This window comes from Pseudomonas sp. Irchel 3A7 (assembly GCF_900187565.1).
GTDB lineage: Bacteria > Pseudomonadota > Gammaproteobacteria > Pseudomonadales > Pseudomonadaceae > Aquipseudomonas.
Window position 1 is genome coordinate 1 of sequence record NZ_FYED01000019.1, and the last position, 21,705, is coordinate 21,705.

The window sequence follows — 21,705 nt, forward strand, 5'->3', positions numbered from 1 at the left end:
GGCCCCCAAACAGATCATCTGTGCAGCAATGCGCAAGCTCCTACATTTTGTCTACGCCGTTCTTAAATCGGGCCAGCCATTTGACCCGAATTTTGCGCTTGCCCGATGAGGGACAAGACGGTATCTACGGAATCAAACGCAATCAGGCGATAGCGCCCAAGAGCTTTTCCCACTCTTTGTTTTCTTTCTTCGACACGCCGCCCAGCAGGTCGATCGCCTGGCGCAGACGGAAACGGGTCAGGTCCGGACCGAGGATTTCCATCGCATCGAGCACCGACACCGAGCTGGCCTGGCCGGTGATTGCCGCGAACATCAGCGGCATGGCATCGCGCAGCTTCAGCTCCAGGGACTCCACGACCGCCTGAATGGTCGCGGTGATGCTGTCCTTCTCCCACTGACGCAGGCTTTCGAGCTTCCACAGAATCAACTGCATCAACTGGCGAACCTGATCACCCGAGAGCTTCTTCGATTCGAACAGCTTGGCGTCCGGATTCACCCCACCGGCAAAGAAGAAGCCGGCCAGCGGTGCGACCTGGCTGAAGGTTTCAACCCGACCCTGCACGTGCGGCGCGATCTTCATCATGTAGTCGGAATTGAATGCCCACTTCTGCACGCGGGCGGCGAACTCTTCCACCGGCAGGTCGCGCAACCACTGGCCGTTGAGCCACGACAGCTTCTCGATGTCGAAAATCGGCCCACCCAGGGAAACGCGCTTGAGGTCGAAGTTGTCGACCATTTCCTGCAGCGAAAACTTTTCGCGCTCGTCCGGCATCGACCAGCCCATGCGGCCCAGATAGTTGAGCATGGCTTCCGGCATGAAGCCCATGCGCTCGTAGAAGGTCACCGAGGTCGGGTTCTTGCGCTTGGACAGCTTGCTCTTGTCCGGGTTACGCAACAGCGGCATGTAGCACAGTTCCGGCTGTTCCCAACCGAAGTATTCGTACAGCAGGATCAGTTTCGGTGCCGATGGCAGCCATTCTTCACCACGCAATACGTGGGTGATGCCCATCAGGTGGTCGTCGACCACGTTGGCCAGGAAGTATGTCGGCAGGCCGTCGGTCTTCATCAGGACTTGCATGTCCATGCGATCCCACGGGATTTCGACATCGCCACGCAGCATGTCCGGCACCACGCAGACGCCTTCGCTCGGCACTTTCATGCGGATCACGTGCGGCTCGCCGGCGGCCAGGCGGCGCGCGATTTCTTCCTTGGACAGCAGCAGCGCGCGGCCGTCGTAACGCGGGGTTTCGCCGCGGGCCATTTGTTCGGCGCGCATCTGGTCCAGCTCTTCAGCGGTGCAGAAACACGGGAAGGCATGCCCCATGTCGACCAGTTGCTGGCAGTACTTCTGATAAATATCGCCGCGCTCGCTTTGACGGTACGGACCGTGCGGGCCGCCGACGTCCGGGCCTTCGCTCCAGTCGATGCCCAACCAGCGCAAGGCATCGAAAATCTGCTGTTCGGACTCGCGGGTCGAACGCAACTGGTCGGTGTCTTCAATCCGCAGGATGAACTCACCGCCGTGCTGCTTGGCAAAGCAGTAGTTGAACAATGCGATGTAAGCGGTACCTACGTGGGGGTCCCCGGTAGGCGATGGCGCGATGCGAGTGCGGACGGTGGTCATGGCATGTCTCGAAAAGAATAAAAGCAAAGATTTAACAAGGGGCGAATGGTAACAGGCGCAGACCGCCCGGCTCCAGTGAACAGGGTATTTAAGCCATGGTTGCGACTGTAACGCCGGTATGACGCGGTGAATGGCCGAATATCAGCCGATGGCATTTACCGTTTATCGGCTGTATGCCAGATTCACCTGCTGATAACTTTCTTTGCAATTTCTCGACTACAGTCAGCCCATGCCTGCCCAACTCAAGCGTCGCCTGTTTAGTTTCCTGTTGATTGTCCTGCTGGTTGCCGGGGGCTTTTTTGCCCATTGGTTCCTCAAGGGACGGTTCTATGAAAGCACTGACAACGCGTATGTCCAGGGCGAAATCACCCGTGTGTCGAGCCAGTTGGGCGCACGCATCGACCAGGTGCTGGTACAAGACAACCAGCACGTCGAGAAAGGCCAATTACTGATCAGGCTTGAAGGCGATGATTTCCTCCTCGCCGTCGACCGCGCCAACGCTACCCTCGCCACCCGCCAGGCCGAGCGCCTGCAAGCCCAGAGCAAACTGACCCAGCAGGCCAGCCTGATTGCCGCCAGCGAAGCGCAAGTCGCATCCAGCCAGGCCAGCCTGAGCCGTTCGCAAATTGACCTGTCCCGCGCCCAGACCCTGCGCAAGCCCGGTTATGTCTCGGAGGAACGGGTGACCACCCTCTCCGCCGACAACCATATTGCCCGCTCGCAACTGACCAAGGCGCAGGCGGATGCCCAAAGCCAGCGCCAGCAAGTGAACGCGCTGACCGCCGAGATCAAGCGCCTCGACGCGCAGATCGCCAACGCCAGGGCCGATCTGGCCCAGGCCGAATTGAACCTCACGCGCAGCGAAATTCACGCGCCCATCAGTGGCCTGATCGGTCAGCGCGCCGCGCGCAATGGCCAGTACGTGCAGGCCGGCGCCTATCTGCTGTCGATCGTTCCGGATGAAGACATCTGGATTCAGGCCAACTTCAAGGAAACCCAGATTGGCCATATGCAGCCCGGCCAAAAAGCGGAACTGACCTTCGATGCCTATGGCGACACGCCGATCGAAGCCCGGGTCGATAGCCTGTTCGCCGCCTCGGGCGCGCAGTTCAGCCTGTTGCCGCCGGACAATGCCACGGGCAACTTCACCAAAGTCGTACAACGGATTCCGGTAAAACTGACCTTCGCCGCCGACAACCCGTTGCACGGCAAGATCCGCCCGGGCATGTCAGTCACCGTCAAGGTGAATATCAAAGACACCCCTGACGATGTCACTGCCAACCTGAGCATTAAAGACGCCGCTGGCGATGGCCGGTGATCAACTGATCCGTCCGGTCGGGGAACCGACGCGGCGGGACTGGATTGCGGTGATGAGCGTGATGCTCGGCGCGTTCATGGCGGTGCTCGACATCCAGATCACCAATTCATCGCTCAAGGATATTCAGGGCGCGCTGTCGGCGACCCTGGAAGAAGGTTCATGGATATCCACCTCATACCTGGTGGCGGAAATCATCATGATCCCGCTGACTGCCTGGCTGGTGCAGCTGCTGTCGGCGCGGCGCCTGGCGGTGTGGGTGTCCCTCGGCTTTCTCGTCGCCTCGCTGCTGTGCTCCATGGCGTGGAGCCTGGAGAGCATGATCGTCTTTCGCGCCTTGCAGGGCTTTACCGGCGGCGCGCTGATTCCGCTGGCGTTTACCCTGACCCTGATCAAACTGCCCGAGCATCACCGCGCCAAAGGCATGGCCATGTTCGCCATGACCGCCACCTTCGCCCCGTCCATCGGCCCGACCCTGGGTGGCTGGCTCACCGAAAACTGGGGCTGGGAATACATCTTCTATATCAACATACCGCCCGGCCTGCTCATGATCGCCGGCCTGATGTACGGTCTGGAAAAGAAAGAAGCACACTGGGAACTGCTGAAAAGCACCGACTACACCGGGATTGTCACCCTCGGCGTCGGCCTTGGCTGCCTGCAGGTGTTTCTGGAGGAAGGCCATCGCAAGGACTGGCTCGAATCCAATCTGATCGTGGCCCTGGGCAGTATCGCGCTGGTCAGCCTGATCACCTTCGTGATCGTGCAGTTTTCCAAACCCAATCCGCTGATCAACCTCGGCATCCTCGGCAATCGCAACTTCGGTCTGTCGAGCATTTCCAGTGTCGGGATGGGTGTCGGCCTGTATGGCTCGATCTACCTGCTACCGCTGTATCTGGCGCAAATCCAGAACTACAACGCCCTGCAGATCGGCGAAGTGATCATGTGGATGGGCGTGCCGCAGTTGTTCCTGATTCCGCTGGTGCCCAAGTTGATGAAGGTTGTCTCGCCGAAATGGCTGTGCACGATTGGCTTCGGCCTGTTCGGCCTGGCGAGTTTTTCCTCGGGGGTGTTGAACCCGGACTTCGCCGGCCCGCAGTTCAACCAGATCCAGATCATCCGCGCGCTAGGTCAGCCGCTGATCATGGTCACCATCTCGTTGATCGCCACCGCCTACATCCTGCCTCAGGATGCGGGCTCGGCGTCGAGCCTGTTCAACATCCTGCGCAACCTCGGCGGCGCCATCGGCATCGCCCTGCTTGCCACGTTACTGGATGCGCGAACCAAGACCTACTTCGATTATTTGCGTGAATCCATTGTGCCGAGCAATCCGCAGGTGGCCGAGCGCCTCGCGACATTGACCGACAAACTGGGCAGTGAAACGGCGGCGCTGGGCAAACTCAGCGAGATCGCCCACCAGCAGGCGTCGATCATGGCCTACAACGATGCGTTTCATTTTGTCGGGATTGCGCTGGGGATCAGCATGTTGGCGGTGTTGTTGACCAAGACATTGCCGGCCGGACTGAAAGCCGGGGAAGCGCACTAAGACCGAGGTGCCCCTTTCGCGAGCAGGCTCGCTCCCACAAGGTCCAATGTGATCCCTGTGGGAGCGAGCCTGCTCGCGAAGAGGACATCACAGACACCGCAAAACTCAAACCGTGATCAACCGCTCCCGCAACTTGGCTATCTCATCGCGCATCTGCGCCGCGGCTTCAAACTCCAGGTCACGGGCGAGCTGGTACATCTTCTCTTCCAGGGCCTTGATGCGCTTGGCGATCTCACCCGGCGAGCGCAACTCGGCTTCGTACCGGGCGTTTTCCTCGGCGGCCTTGGCCATGCCCTTGCGCTTCTTGCTGCGCGAACCCGGCACGGTTGCGCCTTCCATGATGTCGGCAACGTCCTTGAACACCCCTTTGGGCGTGATGCCGTTGGCCAGGTTGAAGGCGATCTGCTTGTCGCGCCGGCGCTCGGTTTCACCAATCGCCCGTTCCATGGAGCCGGTAATGCGATCGGCATAGAGAATCGCCCGACCGTTGAGGTTACGCGCCGCGCGGCCGATGGTCTGGATCAGCGAGCGCTCGGAACGCAGGAAGCCTTCCTTGTCCGCATCGAGGATGGCCACCAGCGACACTTCCGGCATATCCAGGCCTTCGCGCAGCAAGTTGATCCCTACCAGCACATCGAACGTGCCCAGGCGCAGATCGCGGATGATTTCCACCCGTTCGACGGTGTCGATGTCCGAGTGCAGGTAACGCACGCGCACACCGTGGTCAGCCAGGTAATCGGTCAAATCTTCGGCCATGCGTTTGGTCAGCGTGGTGACCAATACCCGCTCCTCAAGGGCGACACGCTTGGTGATTTCCGACAGCAAGTCGTCGACCTGGGTCAGCGCGGGACGAATCTCGATTTGCGGGTCGACCAGTCCGGTCGGGCGCACCACCATGTCAATCACACGCCCGGCATGTTCGGCCTCATAGTTACCCGGGGTCGCCGAAACGAAAATCGTCTGCGGGCTGATGCTTTCCCATTCGTCGAAACGCATCGGCCGGTTATCCAGCGCCGATGGCAGGCGGAAACCGTATTCCACCAAGGTCTCTTTACGCGAACGGTCACCTTTGTACATGGCACCGACCTGCGGCACGCTGACGTGGGATTCATCGATCACCAGCAAGGCATCGGCCGGCAGATAGTCGTAAAGGGTCGGTGGCGGCGCCCCGGCTTCACGACCGGACAGATAGCGCGAGTAGTTTTCGATGCCGTTGCAGTAGCCCAGCTCGAGGATCATCTCCAGATCGAAACGGGTGCGCTGTTCCAGACGCTGGGCTTCCACCAGTTTGTTGTTGGAGCGCAGGTATTCCAGACGCTCTTGCAACTCGACCTTGATCCCTTCGACGGCGCCCATCAGGGTTTCCCGCGGCGTCACGTAGTGGCTTTTCGGGTAGAAGGTGAAGCGCGGCAGCTTGCGGATGACTTCGCCGGTCAGCGGATCGAACGCCGACAGGCTTTCCACTTCATCATCGAACAGCTCGATGCGGATCGCTTCAAAATCGGATTCCGCCGGGTGGATATCAATCACATCGCCGCGCACCCGGAAAGTTGCCCGGGCGAATTCCATGTCATTGCGGGTGTATTGCAGATCGGCCAGGCGCCGCAACAATTCGCGTTGATCGAGCCTGTCGCCGCGATCGACGTGCAACACCATCTTCAAATAGGTTTCCGGGCTGCCCAGGCCGTAGATACACGACACCGTGGTGACGATGATCGCGTCCTTGCGCTCCAGCAATGCCTTGGTCGCGGACAGGCGCATCTGCTCGATGTGATCGTTGATCGAGGCGTCTTTCTCGATGAAGGTGTCGGAAGACGGGACGTAGGCTTCGGGCTGGTAGTAGTCGTAGTAGGAAACGAAATACTCCACGGCGTTGTTCGGAAAGAACGCCTTGAACTCGCCGTACAACTGCGCCGCCAGGGTCTTGTTCGGTGCCAGCACCAGGGTTGGACGCTGCACCTGCGCAATCACGTTGGCGATGCTGAAGGTCTTGCCCGAGCCGGTCACACCGAGCAGCGTCTGGTGCGCCAGCCCGGCTTCGATGCCCTCGACCATCAGGCGGATGGCTTCCGGCTGATCGCCGGCAGGCTCGAAGCGGGTGACTAGCTGGAATTCAGACATGCATACCTCTCGGTTCTCGGAGCAAGGAATCGCGCCTGCGCGGTCAAACCGGCAGGAACGAGAAAGGCCGCAAACGACGAACGTCGCCCGAGGAAAAAACTGGATTGTGCTCAATGTGGTGCCGATTGCCCGCGCTTTCAAGGCAAACGTCCTACATCCCACGAAGCCTTTGACGCAGCCAATCGACTAACGGTCGAAAAATAATAGGAAAAACTTACCGCAAAAGCCGAATCGTCTGTCGCCATCAATCGCAGATGGCCTCTATACTAGCTCCCCGTTTGTGCACCGCTCTAGTGCATTCGGCTGGAGCGCGACACGTCCCTCCACTCTCCATTCAGAGCCGCCGCAAAAATGAGCCTGTTCTCCGCTGTCGAAATGGCACCACGCGATCCAATCCTGGGCCTCAACGAAGCATTCAACGCCGATACCCGTACTGACAAAGTCAACCTGGGGGTCGGTGTTTACTGCAACGAGGAGGGGCGAATTCCACTCCTGCGCGCCGTTGTCGAAGCCGAGACGATTCGCGTCGCTCAACACGCCTCCCGTGGCTACCTGCCGATCGACGGCATTGCTGCCTACGACCAGGCCGTGCAAAAACTGCTGTTTGGCAATGATTCGCCGCTGATCGCTGCTGGCCGTGTCATCACCACCCAAGCCGTTGGCGGTACCGGTGCACTGAAGATCGGTGCCGACTTCCTCAAGCAATTGCTGCCGAACGCTGTCGTGGCGATCAGTGACCCGAGCTGGGAAAACCACCGCGCACTGTTCGAAACCGCTGGTTTCCCGGTACAGAACTACCGTTACTACGACGCCGCGACCCACGATGTGAACCGCGCCGGCCTGTTGGAAGACCTGAACGCCCTGCCTGACGGCTCGATCGTTGTGCTGCACGCCTGCTGCCACAACCCGACCGGTGTCGACCTGAGCCCGGCGGACTGGAAAAACGTTCTGCAAGCCGTGAAGGCCAAAGGTCATGTGCCGTTCCTCGACATGGCCTACCAGGGCTTTGGCGACGGCATCGACGAAGACGCCGCTGCCGTGCGCCTGTTCGCCGAGTCGGGCCTGACCTTCTTCGTTTCCAGCTCGTTCTCCAAATCCTTCTCGCTGTACGGCGAGCGCGTTGGCGCCCTGTCGATCGTCAGCGAATCAAAAGAAGAAAGCGCGCGCGTGCTGTCGCAAGTCAAACGCGTAATCCGCACCAACTACTCCAACCCGCCGACCCACGGTGCAAGCATCGTCGCTGCCGTACTGAACAGCCCGGAACTGCGCGCCCAGTGGGAAGCCGAACTGGCCGAAATGCGCCTGCGGATTCGTGGCATGCGCACCCAGATGGTCGACCTGCTGGCGAAAAACGCACCGCAGCGCGATTTCAGCTTCGTCGGTCGCCAGCGCGGCATGTTCTCCTACTCCGGCCTGAGCGTTGAACAGGTTCACCGCCTGCGCAACGAGTTCGGTATCTATGCCCTGGACACCGGTCGTATCTGCGTGGCGGCGTTGAACCAGAGCAACATCAAGGTCGTGACGGATGCGATCGTTCAGGTGATCTGAACCGCGCCGTGATGCGTAAAACGGGAAGCCCAATGGCTTCCCGTTTTTTATAGGCCCCAGAAAATTCTCAATCCACCCACCAAGCCCTCTAAACTCTACGCAGATCAACTGTGGGAGCGAGCCTGCTCGCGAAGGCGTCAGTCCAGTCGATGATGCGTTGAATTGACTATTGCCTTCGCGAGCAGGCTCGCTCCCACATTGGATTTGTGTACACCCTGAATTCTGAAGAGTACCAAAATGAAAATCGATGACCTACGCGCTGAGCGCGATGACCGCGACGACCTGGATGACTTCATCCCCCGTACCCCGGCCAAACGCGGCAACAACCTGGTGATGCAAGTCGCTGCCGGCGTGTTTCTCGGCGGCCTGGCCCTGTGGCTGGTGCAATTGGGCGCCACGGCGCTTTACGCCAAGCTGATGATGGGCACGATTACCTTTGGCGGTTAGGCCAGTTCGCTCGCGCGCTGGCTGGCAGCATCGTCAAACGCGACATAGAGCGATTCAGCAACCTGACTCTTGATCGCCTTGGTGCTTTCCAGGCCCAGGACAAAGCCTTCGGCCTTGCCACCCGCGCGGTTCAATTCTTCAGCGGTGCCAGCCTGAGTGATGGCGTCGAACAGCTTCTCAGCGTGCGGGCCGACACCTTTGGGCAGGCTGATCTGAGCGATGCTCATGCGAACACCTCATCGATTAGAGGCGTTGTTGTGGTCAAGCGAGTCATGGCGCGTACCTTTTCGGCGAATGGCCGGCAGCGCGTGTAACCACTTCCGGGCGGTCATGGTAGACCTCTGAAGCGATTCTGGTAACCGACAATCATCGATAAACCACCGTCCGTCCCATTGAATCCGTCAACTTGCTATCCGATGCTTGACTTCTCTTTTTGAATCAGTAACATAGGCGCCATTCCGCGATAGCTCAGTTGGTAGAGCAAGTGACTGTTAATCACTGGGTCCCTGGTTCGAGTCCAGGTCGTGGAGCCAGACTAGGTTCGGAGAAGGCTTTCAAAATCTCCAACCAACAAAAACCCGCCTTATGGCGGGTTTTTTTCGTTTTGGCGTTTCCTGCTCATGCCTGAGACTTCACCGTCTGCCGGGGCAACTCTCCAAACCGCTGCCGATAGTAATTGGCAAACCGCCCCACGTGCCCAAATCCGAATTCCAACGCCACCTCAGTCACGCTGGAGTGCGGCCGCGCCAGCAAGTACTCCCGGGCGGCTTCAAGCCGTAAACCGCGCAGACGGTCCATCGGGCTTTGGCCGTATTCGCGCTGGCATAACGTGTTCAAGCTGCGAATGCTCACCCCGGCGGCAACCGCCAGCTCGGCCAGGGTGATGCCCTGGGCCAGATGCTCGCGCATACAGGCGTCGATCTTTTGCAGTTGCCGGGTAGGTTGGCGCAAAGGCGACTCTTGTTGCGCAACGCCACAATGGCTGAGCAGAAACAGCGGCAAGCTTTGCTCCAGATGCTGCAACCAGCGCGAAGGCGCCGCGCTTGCCTCGCCGTCCGGTAAATGCTCCAGCAACTCGCTGACCAGACGAAACCAGCGCATGGCCAGCGGCCGTTGCAGACGGCTGACCGGCGCCAGCGTGAAGCCCGATGGCAAGTCATCGCCCAGGGCGCTCTGGCCGGCGTCGAGCAAGGTTCGTGGCAGTTTCAGGATCAGTTGCTCACAGCCCTCCTCCCATACCACTCGAGCTTGTTCACGCGGGGACAGAATCGCCACTTCTCCGGGGCTGACGGCATAGCCCATGCCGTCGGACTCAAGGGTGGCGCTGCCGCGCAGTGGCATCTGTACCAGCACGAAATCTTCGAAAGGCTGCGGCCGGATTTCGACCTGGCCGCCATAACGCAACGCGTAAAGCTCGCAGCTGGCGACCTGGCCGCGATAGAACGCCGTATCGACGCCGCCCCGTGGCCAATCCAATTCATGCTCCACCAGCGCTTGCCCCATCAGGCGCTGGGTTTCTTGCGCCGAGCGGCTGGTGAAGACCGGTTCGCGGCACATCAGCGACAAGTTCAGGCCCACGCTGTTGGCGGTGGCCGCCTGTAAGGTCGTCATCTCAAAGCGACCGGTTGCGACGGGCTTCGCTGCGCTGCAGGGTGGCACTGGGCGTTTCGTTGAACAGCTTGCGGTATTCACTGGCGAACCGACCCAAATGCGAAAACCCCCAGCACATCGCGATCACGGAGATGTTGCGCACCGAGGCGTCCTCGAGGATTTCCTGGCGTACCGCGCCGAGGCGATACTTTTTCAGGTAAGCCATGGGCGAGACGCCAAAGTGCTTGCGAAAGCCTTCGAACAGTTTGAAGCGGGACACTCCTGCCGCCGCCTCGATGTCTTCCAGGTGCATGTCTTCGCGGGCGTTGCTTTCGATGAAGTCCTTGGCGCGCACCAGGTAGTACGGCAACTTGACGGCCAGTTGCTCACGCAGTTCGGCGCTGTAGTTGTTGGGCTGGGAAAGGATCAGGCCCTTGATCAGCGCGCTTTCGATATCGCGGGTGAAGAACACCTGATTGAACAGATCCTGGCCGCGCTCCAACTCATCGATGTAGTAACGGGCCAGCCGCCACCAGGAGGCAGAGGCGCCGTTGACCGCGTCCATCACCGGTTCGAACTTCAGCGGCATTTCCAGCGGGCGTTGCAGCATGCCTTCGAGGGTCTGGCGCATGGCCATGCGGGTGATCACCACGGAGATCTTGTGACAGTCACCGGCCATGGTCAGCGCCTGGGTTTCATGGGGCGTCACGATCAGGCCCTGGTCCTGGTTGGAGTACAACCGGCGACCGTCCTTGAGCAGTTCCTGCTCGCCGCGAATCGGCAGGCTGAGGCTGTAGCAATTGAGGTGCTCGGCATCCTCGACGCCGATGGTCACGTCGGTGCCGTATTCCATCCGGCCCAGGGTCGTGGACATGGATTTGAACACATTGGCCTTGTGGTGAAACTGAATCCGGTTCGGCTGGCGGGTCTGCAGTTCGTGCGGCCCGCAAATGCCGGCCATCCAGGCACGGGCACCGGCCAGGTCGTAGCGATCGATGCGGATATCTCGAAACTGGGCAACATTTGGTTCGGTCATTTCAGTACACCCACGGCAATGGACATCGACACGCTCTTCGGCGCGTATTCTCATTACGTTTGCAAGGGCTATGCCCAGCCGGTGCGAACAGGCGATATCCGCATTTTTTGGCTAGTAATCGGAAACTATCTGGATATCGAACGTGCTGTGCGGCGCTGATGCGCACAGCAACGGTGCCGGTCATGGTCAGCGCCTTGGGTAATGCGCTACCCAAGGCGTCACTTCAGCGCACAACCGCGTTCGATTTGAGGGCAGGACGTTACCAAAATTTCCAGGTGTAAGTGGTGATCAGGCGGTTCTCCACCCAGTCATTGCCGTGGCTGAATTTGGCGACGACATTGCCCGCCTCCACTCCCACGCCTTTGAGCGGCCCGCTTTGCACGACATAGGACAGCACCAGGTCGCGCTGCTGTTCCGCCGCCTGGCTGAGGTTGTCGCCACGATCCACCGACGTCCCCTTGAAGTAACGGGTCATGAAGTTCAGGCCTGGCAATCCCATGGCGGCAAAGTCGTAGTCATAACGAACCTGCCAGGATTTTTCGTTGGGCTTGATGAACCCCAACCGCGACCAGTTCACCAGAAACGGCTGCGGGACATAACCGCCCAGGGTCGGAAAGTTGCTGTCACCGAGCATGCGCTGGTATCCCACGCCAAAGCGGTGCCCGCCCTTTTTCAGCGAGGTCATGGCGCCGTAGGAGCGGTTGTCGATGTCGCCGTAGAGGGCGTCGCCGTCTTCGCTGTTGTTGAAGTAACGCAGGTCGGTCTTCAGTGCATAACCGTCGCCCAGGTCGGCCAGATGGGTGATACCCAGGTAGTGCTGCTGGTAGATATCTTCCAGTTGTGCGTAGAAATAGGTCCCGGTCAGCGATGGGCTCAAGGCATAGCTGGCACCGGCGAGGTTGAGGCCGTCACTGCCGTGCCGCACGCCGGAACCGGTCTGCAAATACAGTTTTTCGTAGTTGGAGGAGTTACGCGCCCCGATCTGCATCAGCCGCCCGGCGGTCAATGTCAGGCGGTCGACTTCCTTGGATTCGAGCAAGGCACCGCGATAGGTCGTCACCAGTTGGCGCGAATCGTCAATGATCACCACCGGCAGAAACGGCCGCAGCTCACCGACCTTCAACTCGGTTTTCGAATAACGCATTTTCAACGTCACACCGCCGCGGCCGTATTCATCGGCCTGCTCCTGTCGGCTCTGGCTGTAAGGGATGATGGTGTCATCGCCGCGCCCTCCACCGCCGTCCAGTCGATAGGCATATTGCGCCTCTGCATCGAGGCCGAACTGCACCGGGCCTTCGGTATAGCCGGAGGCGAAACGCAGGTCAAAACCCTGGGTCCAACTGCCCACCCGCGACTGGGGCGGGTTGTTTTCCTTGTAATCCCTATCGATGTAAAAGTTGCGCGTACCCAGCGTCAGCTTGCTGTCATTGACCACATCCGCCTGTGCCAACAATGGCGTCAACAAGCCCACTGTTTGAACCCCTCGGACCAACCACGTTTTATGCAACATATTATTTCTTCCCCCTGCCGCTTATATAGCAACGCATGAATAAAATGCACTTCTGGTACAAAACCCAAGGCCATGTGCAATGGCAGTTTCCAGTGACCTGCAGCGAGACACTCTGGTGGTGCTTCGATTGAAATTAAGCCGTAACAAGTTCATCAACGGCTATCCCGTTACTGAACGACAAATAGCCATTTGCTCAGCCGCCGAATGCAGCGAAGGCCTGTATTTACGGGAGTGCATGACTGACAACCGCGGATCGAGGCTTATTTTCCGGATGGGTTTCCACTAATAAGCGGATAGACCCTGCCAGCCACCACGTCATTAAATGAAGCCATGAATTAGCCCATTGGCCGAGGACTGGGATATGACAACTGCACGAAGTGTCGAACAGTGGAAAAGTTATATAGAAAGTTGCCTGGACTTCCGTCCGCAAGACGGTGTTTATCGCATTGCCCGCGATATGTTTACCGACCCGGAACTGTTCGACCTGGAAATGGAACTGATTTTCGAGAAGAACTGGATCTACGCCTGCCACGAAAGCGAGATCGCCAATAACCACGACTTCATGACGATGCGTGCCGGGCGCCAGCCGCTGATCATCACCCGCGACGGGGAAGGCCGTCTCAATGCCCTGATCAACGCCTGCCAGCACCGTGGCACCACCCTCACCCGCGTCGGCAAGGGCAACCAGTCGACCTTCACCTGCCCCTTCCACGCCTGGTGCTACAAAAGCGACGGCCGTCTGGTGAAGGTCAAGGCGCCGGGGGAATACCCCGAAGGCTTCGACAAGGCCACCCGCGGCCTGAAAAAGGCCCGTATCGAAAGCTACAACGGCTTTGTGTTCGTCAGCCTCGACGTGCAAGGCACCGACACCCTGGAAGACTTCCTCGGAGACGCCAAGGTGTTCTTCGACATGATGGTGGCGCAGTCACCGACCGGTCAGCTCGAAGTGCTGCCGGGCAAGTCCGCCTACACCTACGACGGCAACTGGAAACTGCAGAACGAGAACGGCCTGGACGGTTATCACGTCAGCACCGTCCACTACAACTACGTGGCCACCGTGCAGCACCGCCAGCAGGTCAACGCCGAAAAAGGCCTGAGCGCCAGCGACACCCTGGACTACAGCAAGCTGGGCGCCGGCGACAAGGAAACCGACGACGGCTGGTTCGCTTTCCACAACGGCCACAGCGTGCTGTTCAGCGATATGCCCAACCCGGCCGTGCGCCCGGGCTACGCCAGCATCATGCCGCGCCTGGTCAAGGAGCATGGTCAGGGTAAGGCCGAGTGGATGATGCACCGCCTGCGCAACCTGAACGTCTACCCGAGCATGTTTTTCCTCGACCAGATCAGCTCGCAACTGCGGATCATCCGCCCGCTGGCCTGGAACAAGACCGAGATCAACAGCTTCTGCCTGGGCGTGGTGGGCGAGTCGGATGCCGATCGGGAAAACCGCATTCGCCAGTTCGAAGACTTCTTCAACGTGTCCGGCATGGGCACCCCCGACGACCTGGTGGAGTTCCGTGAAGCCCAACGTGGTTTCCAGGCCCGCCTGGAACGCTGGAGTGACATTTCCCGCGGCGAAGGCAAGTGGGTCCAAGGCCCCACCCGCAACAGCGAAACCATTGGCATCGCCCCGGCGCTGACCGGCACCGAGTTCACCCATGAAGGCCTGTACGTCAACCAGCACGCCAACTGGCAGCGCTTTTTGCTCGAAGGCCTGGCGCGCAAGGCGGCCGAACAACAACCGTTGAAACTGCGTGAGGTGTGAACATGAATTCGCAACTGCAATACCGCGTCGAGCAATTTCTTTACCGCAACGCCGAGGCCTGCGATGCCCAGGACTGGGACACCTACCTGGCCATGTTCAGCGACGACAGCGAATTCCACCTGCCGCAATGGGATTCGGAGCACGTCTACACCACCGACCCGAAAAAAGGCATGTCGCTGATCTATTACCCCAACCGGGGTGGCCTGGAAGACCGGGTGTTCCGCATTCGCACCGGCAAGGCGGCATCGACCATTCCGATGCCGCGCACCCTGCACCTGATCAGCAACGTGCGCATCGCGCCGCTGCAGGACGATGAGCTGGAGGTGCGCGTCAACTGGAACACCCTGTACTACCGCATGCAGACCGCCGAGCAATTCTTCGGCCGCGCCACCTACCGGCTGCGCCCCGATGGCGAGAGCTGGAAGATCGCCCGCAAACACGTGGTGCTGCTCAACGACACGATCAACTCCGTGCTCGATTTCTACCATCTCTGAACCTCGCGGATTAACGCTCATGACGTACAAGGTCGCCTTCAGTTTCGCCGACGGCAAAACACTCTTCTGCAACGTGCAGAACAATGAAATCCTGCTCGACGCGGCCCTGCGCAGCGGGATCAAGATTCCGTTGGACTGCCGCGAAGGGGTTTGCGCGACCTGCCAGGGCCGCTGTGAATCCGGGCAGTACACCCAGGACTACGTGGACGATGAAGCCCTGTCCGCCAGCGACCTGGCCGAACGCAAAGTGTTGACTTGCCAGACCCGCGTGCAGTCGGATGCCGCGTTCTACTTCGACTTCGACTCCAGCCTCTGCGGCAGCAGCGGCCCGAGCAGTCTGCAAGGCACCGTGAGCGAGGTGCGACAGGTCTCCCCGACCACCGCCATCGTGCACGTGGAAGTCGGTGCCGCAGGCGCGGCGCTGGACTACCTGCCGGGTCAGTACGCGCGCCTGCAAGTACCGGGCACCGAGCACCGCCGCTCGTATTCCTTTGCCTGCGCGCCAGGCAACAGCCACCTGCAGTTTCTCATTCGCCTGCTGCCCAGCGGCGTGATGACCGACTACGTGCGCGATCGTTGCCAGGTCGGCGATGTGATCCACATGGAAGCGCCGCTGGGTGCGTTCTACTTGCGCCATATCGACCGCCCGCTGATGATGGTGGCCGGCGGTACCGGGCTGTCGGCGTTCCTGGGCATGCTCGAGCAGATCGCCGAGCAGCACGGCTGCGGTCACCCGGTGCACCTGTACTACGGCGTGCGCGAGGCCGCGGACCTGTGCGAGGTCTCGCGCATCGAGGCCTATGCCGCACGAATCCCGGGGTTCCGTTTCACGCCCGTGGTCAGCAACCCCAACCCCGACTGGCCGGGCAAGACCGGCTATATCGCCGAACACCTGGAGTTGGCCGAGCTGCGTGACCAGCCGTTCGATCTGTACCTGTGCGGCCCGCCGCCGATGGTCGAGTCGATCAAGGACTGGCGCCAGCAGCACGGCCTGGATCAAAGCCGCCTTTACCTGGAGAAGTTCACCGAGAGCAACAGCTGACACAGCGCCCCATAACAACAATCAATCGGCCCGACCGAACACTGAATCACTGCCCTCATCGATATCCACCGTGCGTTGGCACGACCTACTTCATAGGCCGCCTCATGAAAAACCTGGTATTGCGTGCATGTCTGGCAACCTCCCTCTGCGCAGCGACTGCTGCCCAGGCCGTGGAGCCTGTCCGAATCGGCTTCATCACCACCCTCTCCACCCCCGCCGGCTACCTGGGCGAAGACTCGCGCGACGGCTTCCAGCTGGCGATCGATCAGGAAGGCGGCAAGCTCGGCGGCGTGCCGGTGCAACTCATCGTGGAAGATGATGGCCTACAACCGGCCAAGGCCAAGCAGATCGCCGACCGCATGAGCCTGGACGGCATATCGCTGTACACCGGGGTGATTTTTTCCAACGTGCTGGCGGCCGTGATCAACACCGCGACCAAGAACGGTTTCTACGTCAGCAACAACACCGCGCCCTCGACCCTGGCCGGTGAAAAGTGCATGGCCAACTACTTCGTCGGCTCCTACCAGAACGACACCCCGCACGAGATGGCCGGTGTCGCCGCCAATGAGCTGGGCTACAAGAAGATGGTGATCCTGGCGCCCAACTACCAGGGCGGCCGTGACGCACTGGCCGGTTTCAAGCGCACCTTCAAGGGTGAAGTGACCGAGATCTACACCAAGCTCAACCAGCTCGACTTTTCGGTGGAACTGGCGCGCGTGCGCTCGCTGGCGCCGGATGCGATCTTCCAGTTTCACCCCGGTGGCGGCGGCATCAACTTCGCCAAGCAATACGGCGGCTCGGGCCTGTCGGCGCGAATTCCGATGGTGGTGCCGGTGTTCTCCATGGATGAGCGCATGCTCGCCGCTACCGGCGACGTGGCCAAGGGCACCAACATCGTCACCCTGTGGAACCCGCAATCGGACAACCCGGCCAACCAGGCCTTCGTCAAGGCCTTCACCGAGAAGTACAAGCGCGCCCCGACGGTGTATGCCGCCCAGACCTACGACACGGCACGCTTGATCGGCGCCGCCCTGAAAACCTCCCAGGGCAATCTGCAAGACCAGGCGGCCTTCCGCGCGGCCATGAAGAACGTCAAGTTCGATTCCATTCGCGGTGACTTCAGCTTCGCCCAGAACCAACACCCGGTGATCGACTGGTACCTGCTGCAAGTGCAGGCCGGCGCTGACGGCAAGCTGGTCGAAGTGCCGATCAAAACCCTGGCGACCCGCCACGTCGACAGTTACGCCGCTCAATGCACGATCTGATCGGCACCTGAACCCCGTCCTCGCCCTGCAGCACCACTGCGGGGCGTTTTCATGAGGAACGCAGCAATGCTATTGCTCGAACAGATTCTCAACGGCCTGCAATACAGCGCCTTGCTGTTTCTGCTGGCCTCGGGCCTGACCCTGATTTTCGGCATCATGGGCGTGATCAACCTGGCCCATGGGGCCTTTTACATGGTCGGCGCTTTCTGTGCCGCCTACACCGCCATGGCCACCGGCTCGTTCTGGCTCGGCGGCCTGGCCGCGCTGATCGGTTCGGCCTGCTACGGCGCGTTGATCGAAACCTCGATCATGCGTCGACTCTACAATCGCGATCACCTGGATCAGGTGCTGGCGACCCTGGCCGTGGTGTTTTTCAGCAACGAACTGCTGACCCTGATTTTCGGCCGCAGCCCGCCGGCAATGCCCACGCCCGATTGGTATTCAAGCTTCGTTGAAGTGCTGCCGGGGCTGATGTACCCGGTCAGCCGGCTGCTGTTCATCGCCGCCGGGCTGATCGTGGCGGTCGGCATGTGGTTGCTGATCAACCACACGCGACTGGGCATGCTGATTCGCGCCGGTGCCGACGACCATGAAATGGTCGGTGCGCTGGGCGTCAACATCGCCCGGCTGTACACCCTGGTGTTCGTATTCGGCTGCGTGCTGTGCGGCCTGGCCGGTTTCATGGCCGCACCGCTGCTGTCGGTGGAAATCGGCATGGGCGAGAAAATCCTGATCACCACCTTCGTGGTCATCGTCGTTGGCGGTGTCGGCTCAGTGCGCGGGGCGCTGGTGGGAGCCCTGCTGATCGGTATGGTCGACAGCCTGGGGCGTGCCTACATTCCGCCACTGCTGGACCAACTGCTGCCCAGCGAAACCAGCGGCACCATTAGCGCCGGGCTGATTTCCGCCAGCGCCTACATCGTCATGGCCCTGGTGCTGCTGGTGCGTCCGCGCGGCCTGCTGCCGGCCCGTGCCTGAGGAGAACGCCATGTCACCACGCCTTATCATCGACCTCGCGTGCCTGGCGACCTTCGCCTGCATGCCGCTGCTGGCCCACTGGTTGCACGAACCTTACCTGGTCAGCTTCTTCACCCGCCTGGCCATCTATGGCATGGCGGCCATTAGCCTGGACCTGCTGATCGGCTATGGCGCCATGGTCAGCTTCGGCCATGCCGCATTCTTCGGCCTGGGTGGTTACATCGTTGGCATCATCGCCTTTCACACCTCGCAAGGCATGCCGCTGTGGGGCTGGGACGGCAGCAACAGCGCGCTGGTGGTGTGGCCCCTGGCCCTGCTGGTGTGCGCGCTATTCTCGCTGCTGGTGGGTTATCTGTCGCTGCGCACCAGCGGTGTGCAGTTCATCATGATCACCCTGGCGTTCGGCCAGATGCTCTACTTCGTGCTCGGCTCGCTGTCGCTGTACGGCGGCGACGACGGCATTCTGCTGAGCGAACGCAACACCTTGGGCGCCCTGGATCTGAGTGATGCCAACCACTTCTACTACCTGTGCGTGGCCTTGCTGGCCGGCTGGTTGCTGCTGTGCCGGCGGCTGGTCAATTCGCGTTTCGGTTTTGTGTTGCGCGGGCTCAAGCAGAGCGAGCGGCGCAGCGTCAGCCTGGGCCTCAAACCCTTGCGCTATCGCCTGACGGCGTTTGTGATCGCCGGCACCGGCGGTGGCCTGGCGGGCATTCTGTGGGCCAACTACGCGCTGTTCGTCAGCCCTGACATGGGCGCCTGGCACAAGTCCGGCGAACTGATGGCGATGGTGATTCTCGGCGGCGTAGGCACCCTGCTCGGCCCGCTGCTGGGCGCGGCCACCTATCTGGGCCTTGAACAGGTGCTGAGCCAGTGGACCGAGCACTGGATGCTGATTTTCGGGCCATTGCTGTTGCTGGTGGTGCTGTTCGGCAAGAAAGGCGTCTACGGATTGCTGCTGAGCCTGCTGCAGCGCAAACCGAAGGTGGTTGCCGTCAAACCCAACGCAGCCGTGGAGGTACGCCCATGAGCGCACAACTGTCGATTCGTGATTTGCACAAGGCTTTCGGTGCGGTGAAAGCCACCAACGGCGCCAGCCTTGAACTGGCCAAGGGCGAACTGCACGCCATCATCGGCCCCAACGGCGCCGGCAAGTCCACCTTGATCGCCCAGATCGCCGGCGAGATTTTCCCCGACCAGGGCCAGATCCACCTCAATGGCCAGGACATCACCCGCGTGCCGGCCTGGCAGCGGCCACGCCTGGGCCTGGCGCGTGCGTTCCAGGTCAGCCAGCTGTACACCGAGTTCAGCCTGCTGGAGAACGTCGCCCTGGCCATCGCCGCCCGCGAAGGCAAGGCGTTCGGCATGTGGCGCCCGCTGTCCCGCGACACTCGCCTGCTGGAGCCGGCGCTGGGCTACTTGCAGCAGGTGGGCCTGGGCCTTCGCGCACAAGACCCGGTCCACGAACTGTCCCACGGCGAACGGCGACAGCTGGAGATTGCCCTGGCACTGGCTCAGGAAGCTTCAGTGCTGCTGCTCGATGAGCCGATGGCCGGGATGGGGGCCGATGAATCCGCGCGCATGACCGAATTGCTGCACAGCCTCAAAGGCCGCTACGCGATCCTGCTGGTGGAACATGACATGGACGCGGTATTCGCCCTCGCCGACCGCATCACGGTGCTGGTGTACGGCCAGACGGTGCTGACCGGCAGCGTCGAACAAGTGCGCAACGACCCGCAAGTGCGGGCCGCTTACCTGGGAGAAGAACATGCTTGACGTTCAAGGCTTGAAAGCGGGCTACGGCTTGAGCCAGGTGTTGTTCGACATGCACCTGAGCATCGAGCAGGGCCAGGTGGTGTCGTTGATCGGCCGTAACGGCATGGGCAAGACCACCACGGTCAAATCGATCATGGGGCTGCTCAAGCCCAGTGCCGGCAGCATTCGCATCAACGGGACGGAAATGCGCGGTGCCGCGCCCTATCGCATCGCCAAGGCCGGCCTGGGGTTGGTGCCGGAGGGGCGCCGCGCCTTCGGCACCTTGAGCGTGCGGGAAAACCTGCTGGCCACCGCCACGCGGGGCAAGTGGGACCTGGCGCGGGTCTATGAACTGTTCCCGCGCCTGCTGGAGCGCCAGGACCAGCTGTCACGCACCCTCTCGGGCGGCGAGCAACAGATGCTGGTGGTCGGCCGCGCGCTGCTGACCAACCCCAGCCTGCTGATTCTCGACGAAGCCACCGAAGGGCTGGCACCGATCATTCGCGAGCAGATCTGGAGTTGCCTGGCCACCCTCAAGGCCGAGGGTGAGACGATTCTGGTGATCGACAAGAACCTCAAGGAAATGGCGCGGGTGGTCGACCGTCATCACATCATCGAGAAAGGACGCCAGGTCTGGGATGGCACGCCGGTGGAGCTGGCGGCGCAACCCGAACTGTCGCAACGCTACCTGGGAGTGTGAGCCGCCATGGACCTCAATCAGGCTTACAACAACGTCGCAGCCGTCGGCAATTTTCCACAGATCATGCAGCGGTTTCGCCAGCGCAGCGCCGAGACTTATGCACGCCACGCCTGGCAGCGCGACGTGACCTATGGCAATGCCATGCGCGAGCGTTTCGACTGGTACGCCCAGGCGGATGCCGGGGCGCCGACGCTGCTGTTCATTCATGGCGGTTACTGGCAGGCCTCGGACAAGGACGACTACGCCTTCATCGCCGAGGGCCTGATCGAGTCCGGCTTCAATATCGGTTTGCTGGAATACACCCTGGCGCCCGAGGCGAGCATGGCCACCATCGTCGACCAGATCGGCAAGGCGCTGGACCACCTGCTGGCGCAGCGCGAAGTCTTGAACATCGGTCAACAGGTGGTGCTGTGCGGGCACTCGGCCGGTGGCCATCTGAGTGCACTGCATCGCCGGCATCCGCTGGTGAGCCTGGCCATGCCGATCAGCGGCCTGATGGAGCTCGAACCCATCAGCCGCTGCTGGCTGAACGACAAGCTGCGACTGAGCGAAGAGGACATCCAGCGCTATAGCCCGCAAAGGCTGATCGGCGCCGGTGCACCGCTGCTGGTGACCGTGGGTGGGGATGAGTTGCCAGAGTTGATCCGCCACTCGCGCGACTACGCCAGTGCCTGTCGCGAGGCCGGGCAGGCCGTGAGCCTTGTCGAGCTTGCAGGCTGTCATCACTTTGCGGTGCTGGACGATCTGGCCAGGGCGGATGGCGAACAGTTGCGTGCTTTGTTGGCACTTCTGAAGGTGACACATTCAACCGGATAACACGCGTTACCGTTAACGTCCATCGCGAGCGAGCTCGCTCCTACAGGCATTGCGCAGCCCTTTGTGGGAGCGAGCCTGCTCGCGAAAAAACGCCCGGACGCCGCAGTCATTCAGGCAGGCCGCGTTATCGAAGACGCCCATCGCGCCCGTCAATCACTC

General features: G+C 60.9%; 19 protein-coding genes and 1 tRNA gene. 14 read left to right on the plus strand and 6 right to left on the minus strand.

Features of this window, described 5'->3' with window-relative positions; translation table 11 throughout:
- Positions 1-142: 142 nt before the first annotated feature.
- Positions 143-1,624 carry a glutamate--tRNA ligase gene (gltX, locus tag CKW21_RS26735; protein ID WP_095196860.1) on the minus strand — a complete coding sequence of 494 codons (1,482 nt, stop codon included), beginning with the start codon at positions 1,622-1,624 and terminating at the stop codon, positions 143-145.
- A gap of 229 nt (positions 1,625-1,853) precedes the next feature.
- Between gltX and CKW21_RS26740 the strand changes: the two genes are divergently transcribed.
- Entirely contained in the window at positions 1,854-2,942 is a 1,089-nt protein-coding gene (locus CKW21_RS26740; RefSeq protein WP_095196861.1) for an HlyD family secretion protein, read from the plus strand.
- A 49-nt stretch (positions 2,943-2,991) separates the two neighbouring features.
- Positions 2,992-4,482 carry an MDR family MFS transporter gene (locus CKW21_RS26745; protein ID WP_170948754.1) on the plus strand — a complete coding sequence of 497 codons (1,491 nt, stop codon included), beginning with the start codon at positions 2,992-2,994 and terminating at the stop codon, positions 4,480-4,482.
- Between the two features lie 105 nt (positions 4,483-4,587).
- Here CKW21_RS26745 and uvrB read toward each other — a convergent pair whose 3' ends face one another.
- Positions 4,588-6,603: an excinuclease ABC subunit UvrB gene (gene uvrB / locus CKW21_RS26750; RefSeq protein WP_095196863.1), complete on the minus strand. Its 2,016-nt coding sequence runs from the start codon at positions 6,601-6,603 to the stop codon at positions 4,588-4,590.
- Positions 6,604-6,954: 351 nt separating this feature from the next.
- On the opposite strand from uvrB, the gene CKW21_RS26760 reads away from it, so the two are divergent.
- Both CKW21_RS26760 and CKW21_RS26765 read left to right on the plus strand, forming a co-directional pair.
- Positions 6,955-8,151, plus strand: a complete 1,197-nt coding sequence (locus tag CKW21_RS26760) for an amino acid aminotransferase (protein WP_095196865.1) — start codon at positions 6,955-6,957, stop codon at positions 8,149-8,151.
- A 237-nt stretch (positions 8,152-8,388) separates the two neighbouring features.
- On the plus strand, positions 8,389-8,598 hold the full coding sequence (locus CKW21_RS26765; RefSeq protein ID WP_095196866.1) for a hypothetical protein: 210 nt from the start codon (positions 8,389-8,391) through the stop codon (positions 8,596-8,598).
- Here the strand turns inward: CKW21_RS26765 and CKW21_RS26770 are convergent.
- Positions 8,595-8,825 carry a hypothetical protein gene (locus CKW21_RS26770; RefSeq protein ID WP_095196867.1) on the minus strand — a complete coding sequence of 77 codons (231 nt, stop codon included), beginning with the start codon at positions 8,823-8,825 and terminating at the stop codon, positions 8,595-8,597. The genes CKW21_RS26765 and CKW21_RS26770 overlap by 4 nt on opposite strands.
- A 230-nt stretch (positions 8,826-9,055) precedes the next feature.
- On the opposite strand from CKW21_RS26770, the gene CKW21_RS26775 reads away from it, so the two are divergent.
- Positions 9,056-9,131: transfer RNA gene (locus CKW21_RS26775), tRNA-Asn, on the plus strand.
- A gap of 85 nt (positions 9,132-9,216) precedes the next feature.
- On the opposite strand, the gene CKW21_RS26780 is transcribed toward CKW21_RS26775, so the two are convergent.
- The 3 genes from CKW21_RS26780 to CKW21_RS26790 form a co-directional block, all read right to left on the minus strand.
- Positions 9,217-10,209: an AraC family transcriptional regulator gene (locus CKW21_RS26780; RefSeq protein WP_095196868.1), complete on the minus strand. Its 993-nt coding sequence runs from the start codon at positions 10,207-10,209 to the stop codon at positions 9,217-9,219.
- A gap of 1 nt (position 10,210) precedes the next feature.
- On the minus strand, positions 10,211-11,224 hold the full coding sequence (locus CKW21_RS26785; RefSeq protein WP_095196869.1) for an AraC family transcriptional regulator: 1,014 nt from the start codon (positions 11,222-11,224) through the stop codon (positions 10,211-10,213).
- 259 nt (positions 11,225-11,483) lie between these two features.
- On the minus strand, positions 11,484-12,734 hold the full coding sequence (locus tag CKW21_RS26790) for an OprD family porin (RefSeq protein ID WP_095196870.1): 1,251 nt from the start codon (positions 12,732-12,734) through the stop codon (positions 11,484-11,486).
- A 361-nt stretch (positions 12,735-13,095) separates the two neighbouring features.
- Between CKW21_RS26790 and antA the strand changes: the two genes are divergently transcribed.
- From antA to CKW21_RS26835, 9 genes are all read left to right on the plus strand, one after another.
- Positions 13,096-14,499 (plus strand): anthranilate 1,2-dioxygenase large subunit, encoded by a 1,404-nt coding sequence (gene antA / locus CKW21_RS26795; RefSeq protein WP_095196871.1) that lies wholly within the window; start codon positions 13,096-13,098, stop codon positions 14,497-14,499.
- A 2-nt stretch (positions 14,500-14,501) separates the two neighbouring features.
- A complete protein-coding gene (antB, locus tag CKW21_RS26800) occupies positions 14,502-14,993 on the plus strand; it encodes an anthranilate 1,2-dioxygenase small subunit (RefSeq protein ID WP_095196872.1) in 492 nt (163 codons plus the stop codon).
- 19 nt (positions 14,994-15,012) lie between these two features.
- Entirely contained in the window at positions 15,013-16,035 is a 1,023-nt protein-coding gene (gene antC / locus CKW21_RS26805) for an anthranilate 1,2-dioxygenase electron transfer component AntC (protein WP_095196873.1), read from the plus strand.
- A 104-nt stretch (positions 16,036-16,139) separates the two neighbouring features.
- Positions 16,140-17,300 (plus strand): ABC transporter substrate-binding protein, encoded by a 1,161-nt coding sequence (locus CKW21_RS26810; protein WP_095196874.1) that lies wholly within the window; start codon positions 16,140-16,142, stop codon positions 17,298-17,300.
- A 66-nt stretch (positions 17,301-17,366) separates the two neighbouring features.
- Entirely contained in the window at positions 17,367-18,278 is a 912-nt protein-coding gene (locus CKW21_RS26815; protein WP_095196875.1) for a branched-chain amino acid ABC transporter permease, read from the plus strand.
- A gap of 10 nt (positions 18,279-18,288) precedes the next feature.
- Entirely contained in the window at positions 18,289-19,305 is a 1,017-nt protein-coding gene (locus tag CKW21_RS26820) for a branched-chain amino acid ABC transporter permease (RefSeq protein ID WP_095196876.1), read from the plus strand.
- Positions 19,302-20,051, plus strand: coding sequence for an ABC transporter ATP-binding protein (locus tag CKW21_RS26825; protein WP_095196877.1), 750 nt, complete (start codon positions 19,302-19,304; stop codon positions 20,049-20,051). Before CKW21_RS26820 ends, CKW21_RS26825 begins: the two co-directional genes overlap by 4 nt.
- Positions 20,044-20,730, plus strand: a complete 687-nt coding sequence (locus CKW21_RS26830) for an ABC transporter ATP-binding protein (protein ID WP_095196878.1) — start codon at positions 20,044-20,046, stop codon at positions 20,728-20,730. The genes CKW21_RS26825 and CKW21_RS26830 overlap by 8 nt, the downstream gene beginning before the upstream one ends.
- A gap of 6 nt (positions 20,731-20,736) precedes the next feature.
- Positions 20,737-21,546, plus strand: coding sequence for an alpha/beta hydrolase (locus CKW21_RS26835; protein ID WP_095196879.1), 810 nt, complete (start codon positions 20,737-20,739; stop codon positions 21,544-21,546).
- Positions 21,547-21,705 lie beyond the last annotated feature (159 nt).

Bases quoted from the DNA above. Each gene is read 5' to 3' on its own strand.
- CKW21_RS26770 (WP_095196867.1), bottom strand. From the start codon at position 8,825: ATGAGCATCGCTCAGATCAGCCTGCCCAAAGGTGTCGGCCCGCACGCT.
- antB (WP_095196872.1), top strand. From the start codon at position 14,502: ATGAATTCGCAACTGCAATACCGCGTCGAGCAATTTCTTTACCGCAAC.
- antA (WP_095196871.1), top strand. From the start codon at position 13,096: ATGACAACTGCACGAAGTGTCGAACAGTGGAAAAGTTATATAGAAAGT.
- CKW21_RS26810 (WP_095196874.1), top strand. From the start codon at position 16,140: ATGAAAAACCTGGTATTGCGTGCATGTCTGGCAACCTCCCTCTGCGCA.
- antC (WP_095196873.1), top strand. From the start codon at position 15,013: ATGACGTACAAGGTCGCCTTCAGTTTCGCCGACGGCAAAACACTCTTC.
- CKW21_RS26740 (WP_095196861.1), top strand. From the start codon at position 1,854: ATGCCTGCCCAACTCAAGCGTCGCCTGTTTAGTTTCCTGTTGATTGTC.
- CKW21_RS26790 (WP_095196870.1), bottom strand. From the start codon at position 12,734: ATGTTGCATAAAACGTGGTTGGTCCGAGGGGTTCAAACAGTGGGCTTG.
- CKW21_RS26785 (WP_095196869.1), bottom strand. From the start codon at position 11,224: ATGACCGAACCAAATGTTGCCCAGTTTCGAGATATCCGCATCGATCGC.
- CKW21_RS26830 (WP_095196878.1), top strand. From the start codon at position 20,044: ATGCTTGACGTTCAAGGCTTGAAAGCGGGCTACGGCTTGAGCCAGGTG.
- CKW21_RS26815 (WP_095196875.1), top strand. From the start codon at position 17,367: ATGCTATTGCTCGAACAGATTCTCAACGGCCTGCAATACAGCGCCTTG.
- CKW21_RS26825 (WP_095196877.1), top strand. From the start codon at position 19,302: ATGAGCGCACAACTGTCGATTCGTGATTTGCACAAGGCTTTCGGTGCG.
- CKW21_RS26765 (WP_095196866.1), top strand. From the start codon at position 8,389: ATGAAAATCGATGACCTACGCGCTGAGCGCGATGACCGCGACGACCTG.
- CKW21_RS26780 (WP_095196868.1), bottom strand. From the start codon at position 10,209: ATGACGACCTTACAGGCGGCCACCGCCAACAGCGTGGGCCTGAACTTG.
- gltX (WP_095196860.1), bottom strand. From the start codon at position 1,624: ATGACCACCGTCCGCACTCGCATCGCGCCATCGCCTACCGGGGACCCC.
- CKW21_RS26835 (WP_095196879.1), top strand. From the start codon at position 20,737: ATGGACCTCAATCAGGCTTACAACAACGTCGCAGCCGTCGGCAATTTT.
- uvrB (WP_095196863.1), bottom strand. From the start codon at position 6,603: ATGTCTGAATTCCAGCTAGTCACCCGCTTCGAGCCTGCCGGCGATCAG.
- CKW21_RS26820 (WP_095196876.1), top strand. From the start codon at position 18,289: ATGTCACCACGCCTTATCATCGACCTCGCGTGCCTGGCGACCTTCGCC.
- CKW21_RS26760 (WP_095196865.1), top strand. From the start codon at position 6,955: ATGAGCCTGTTCTCCGCTGTCGAAATGGCACCACGCGATCCAATCCTG.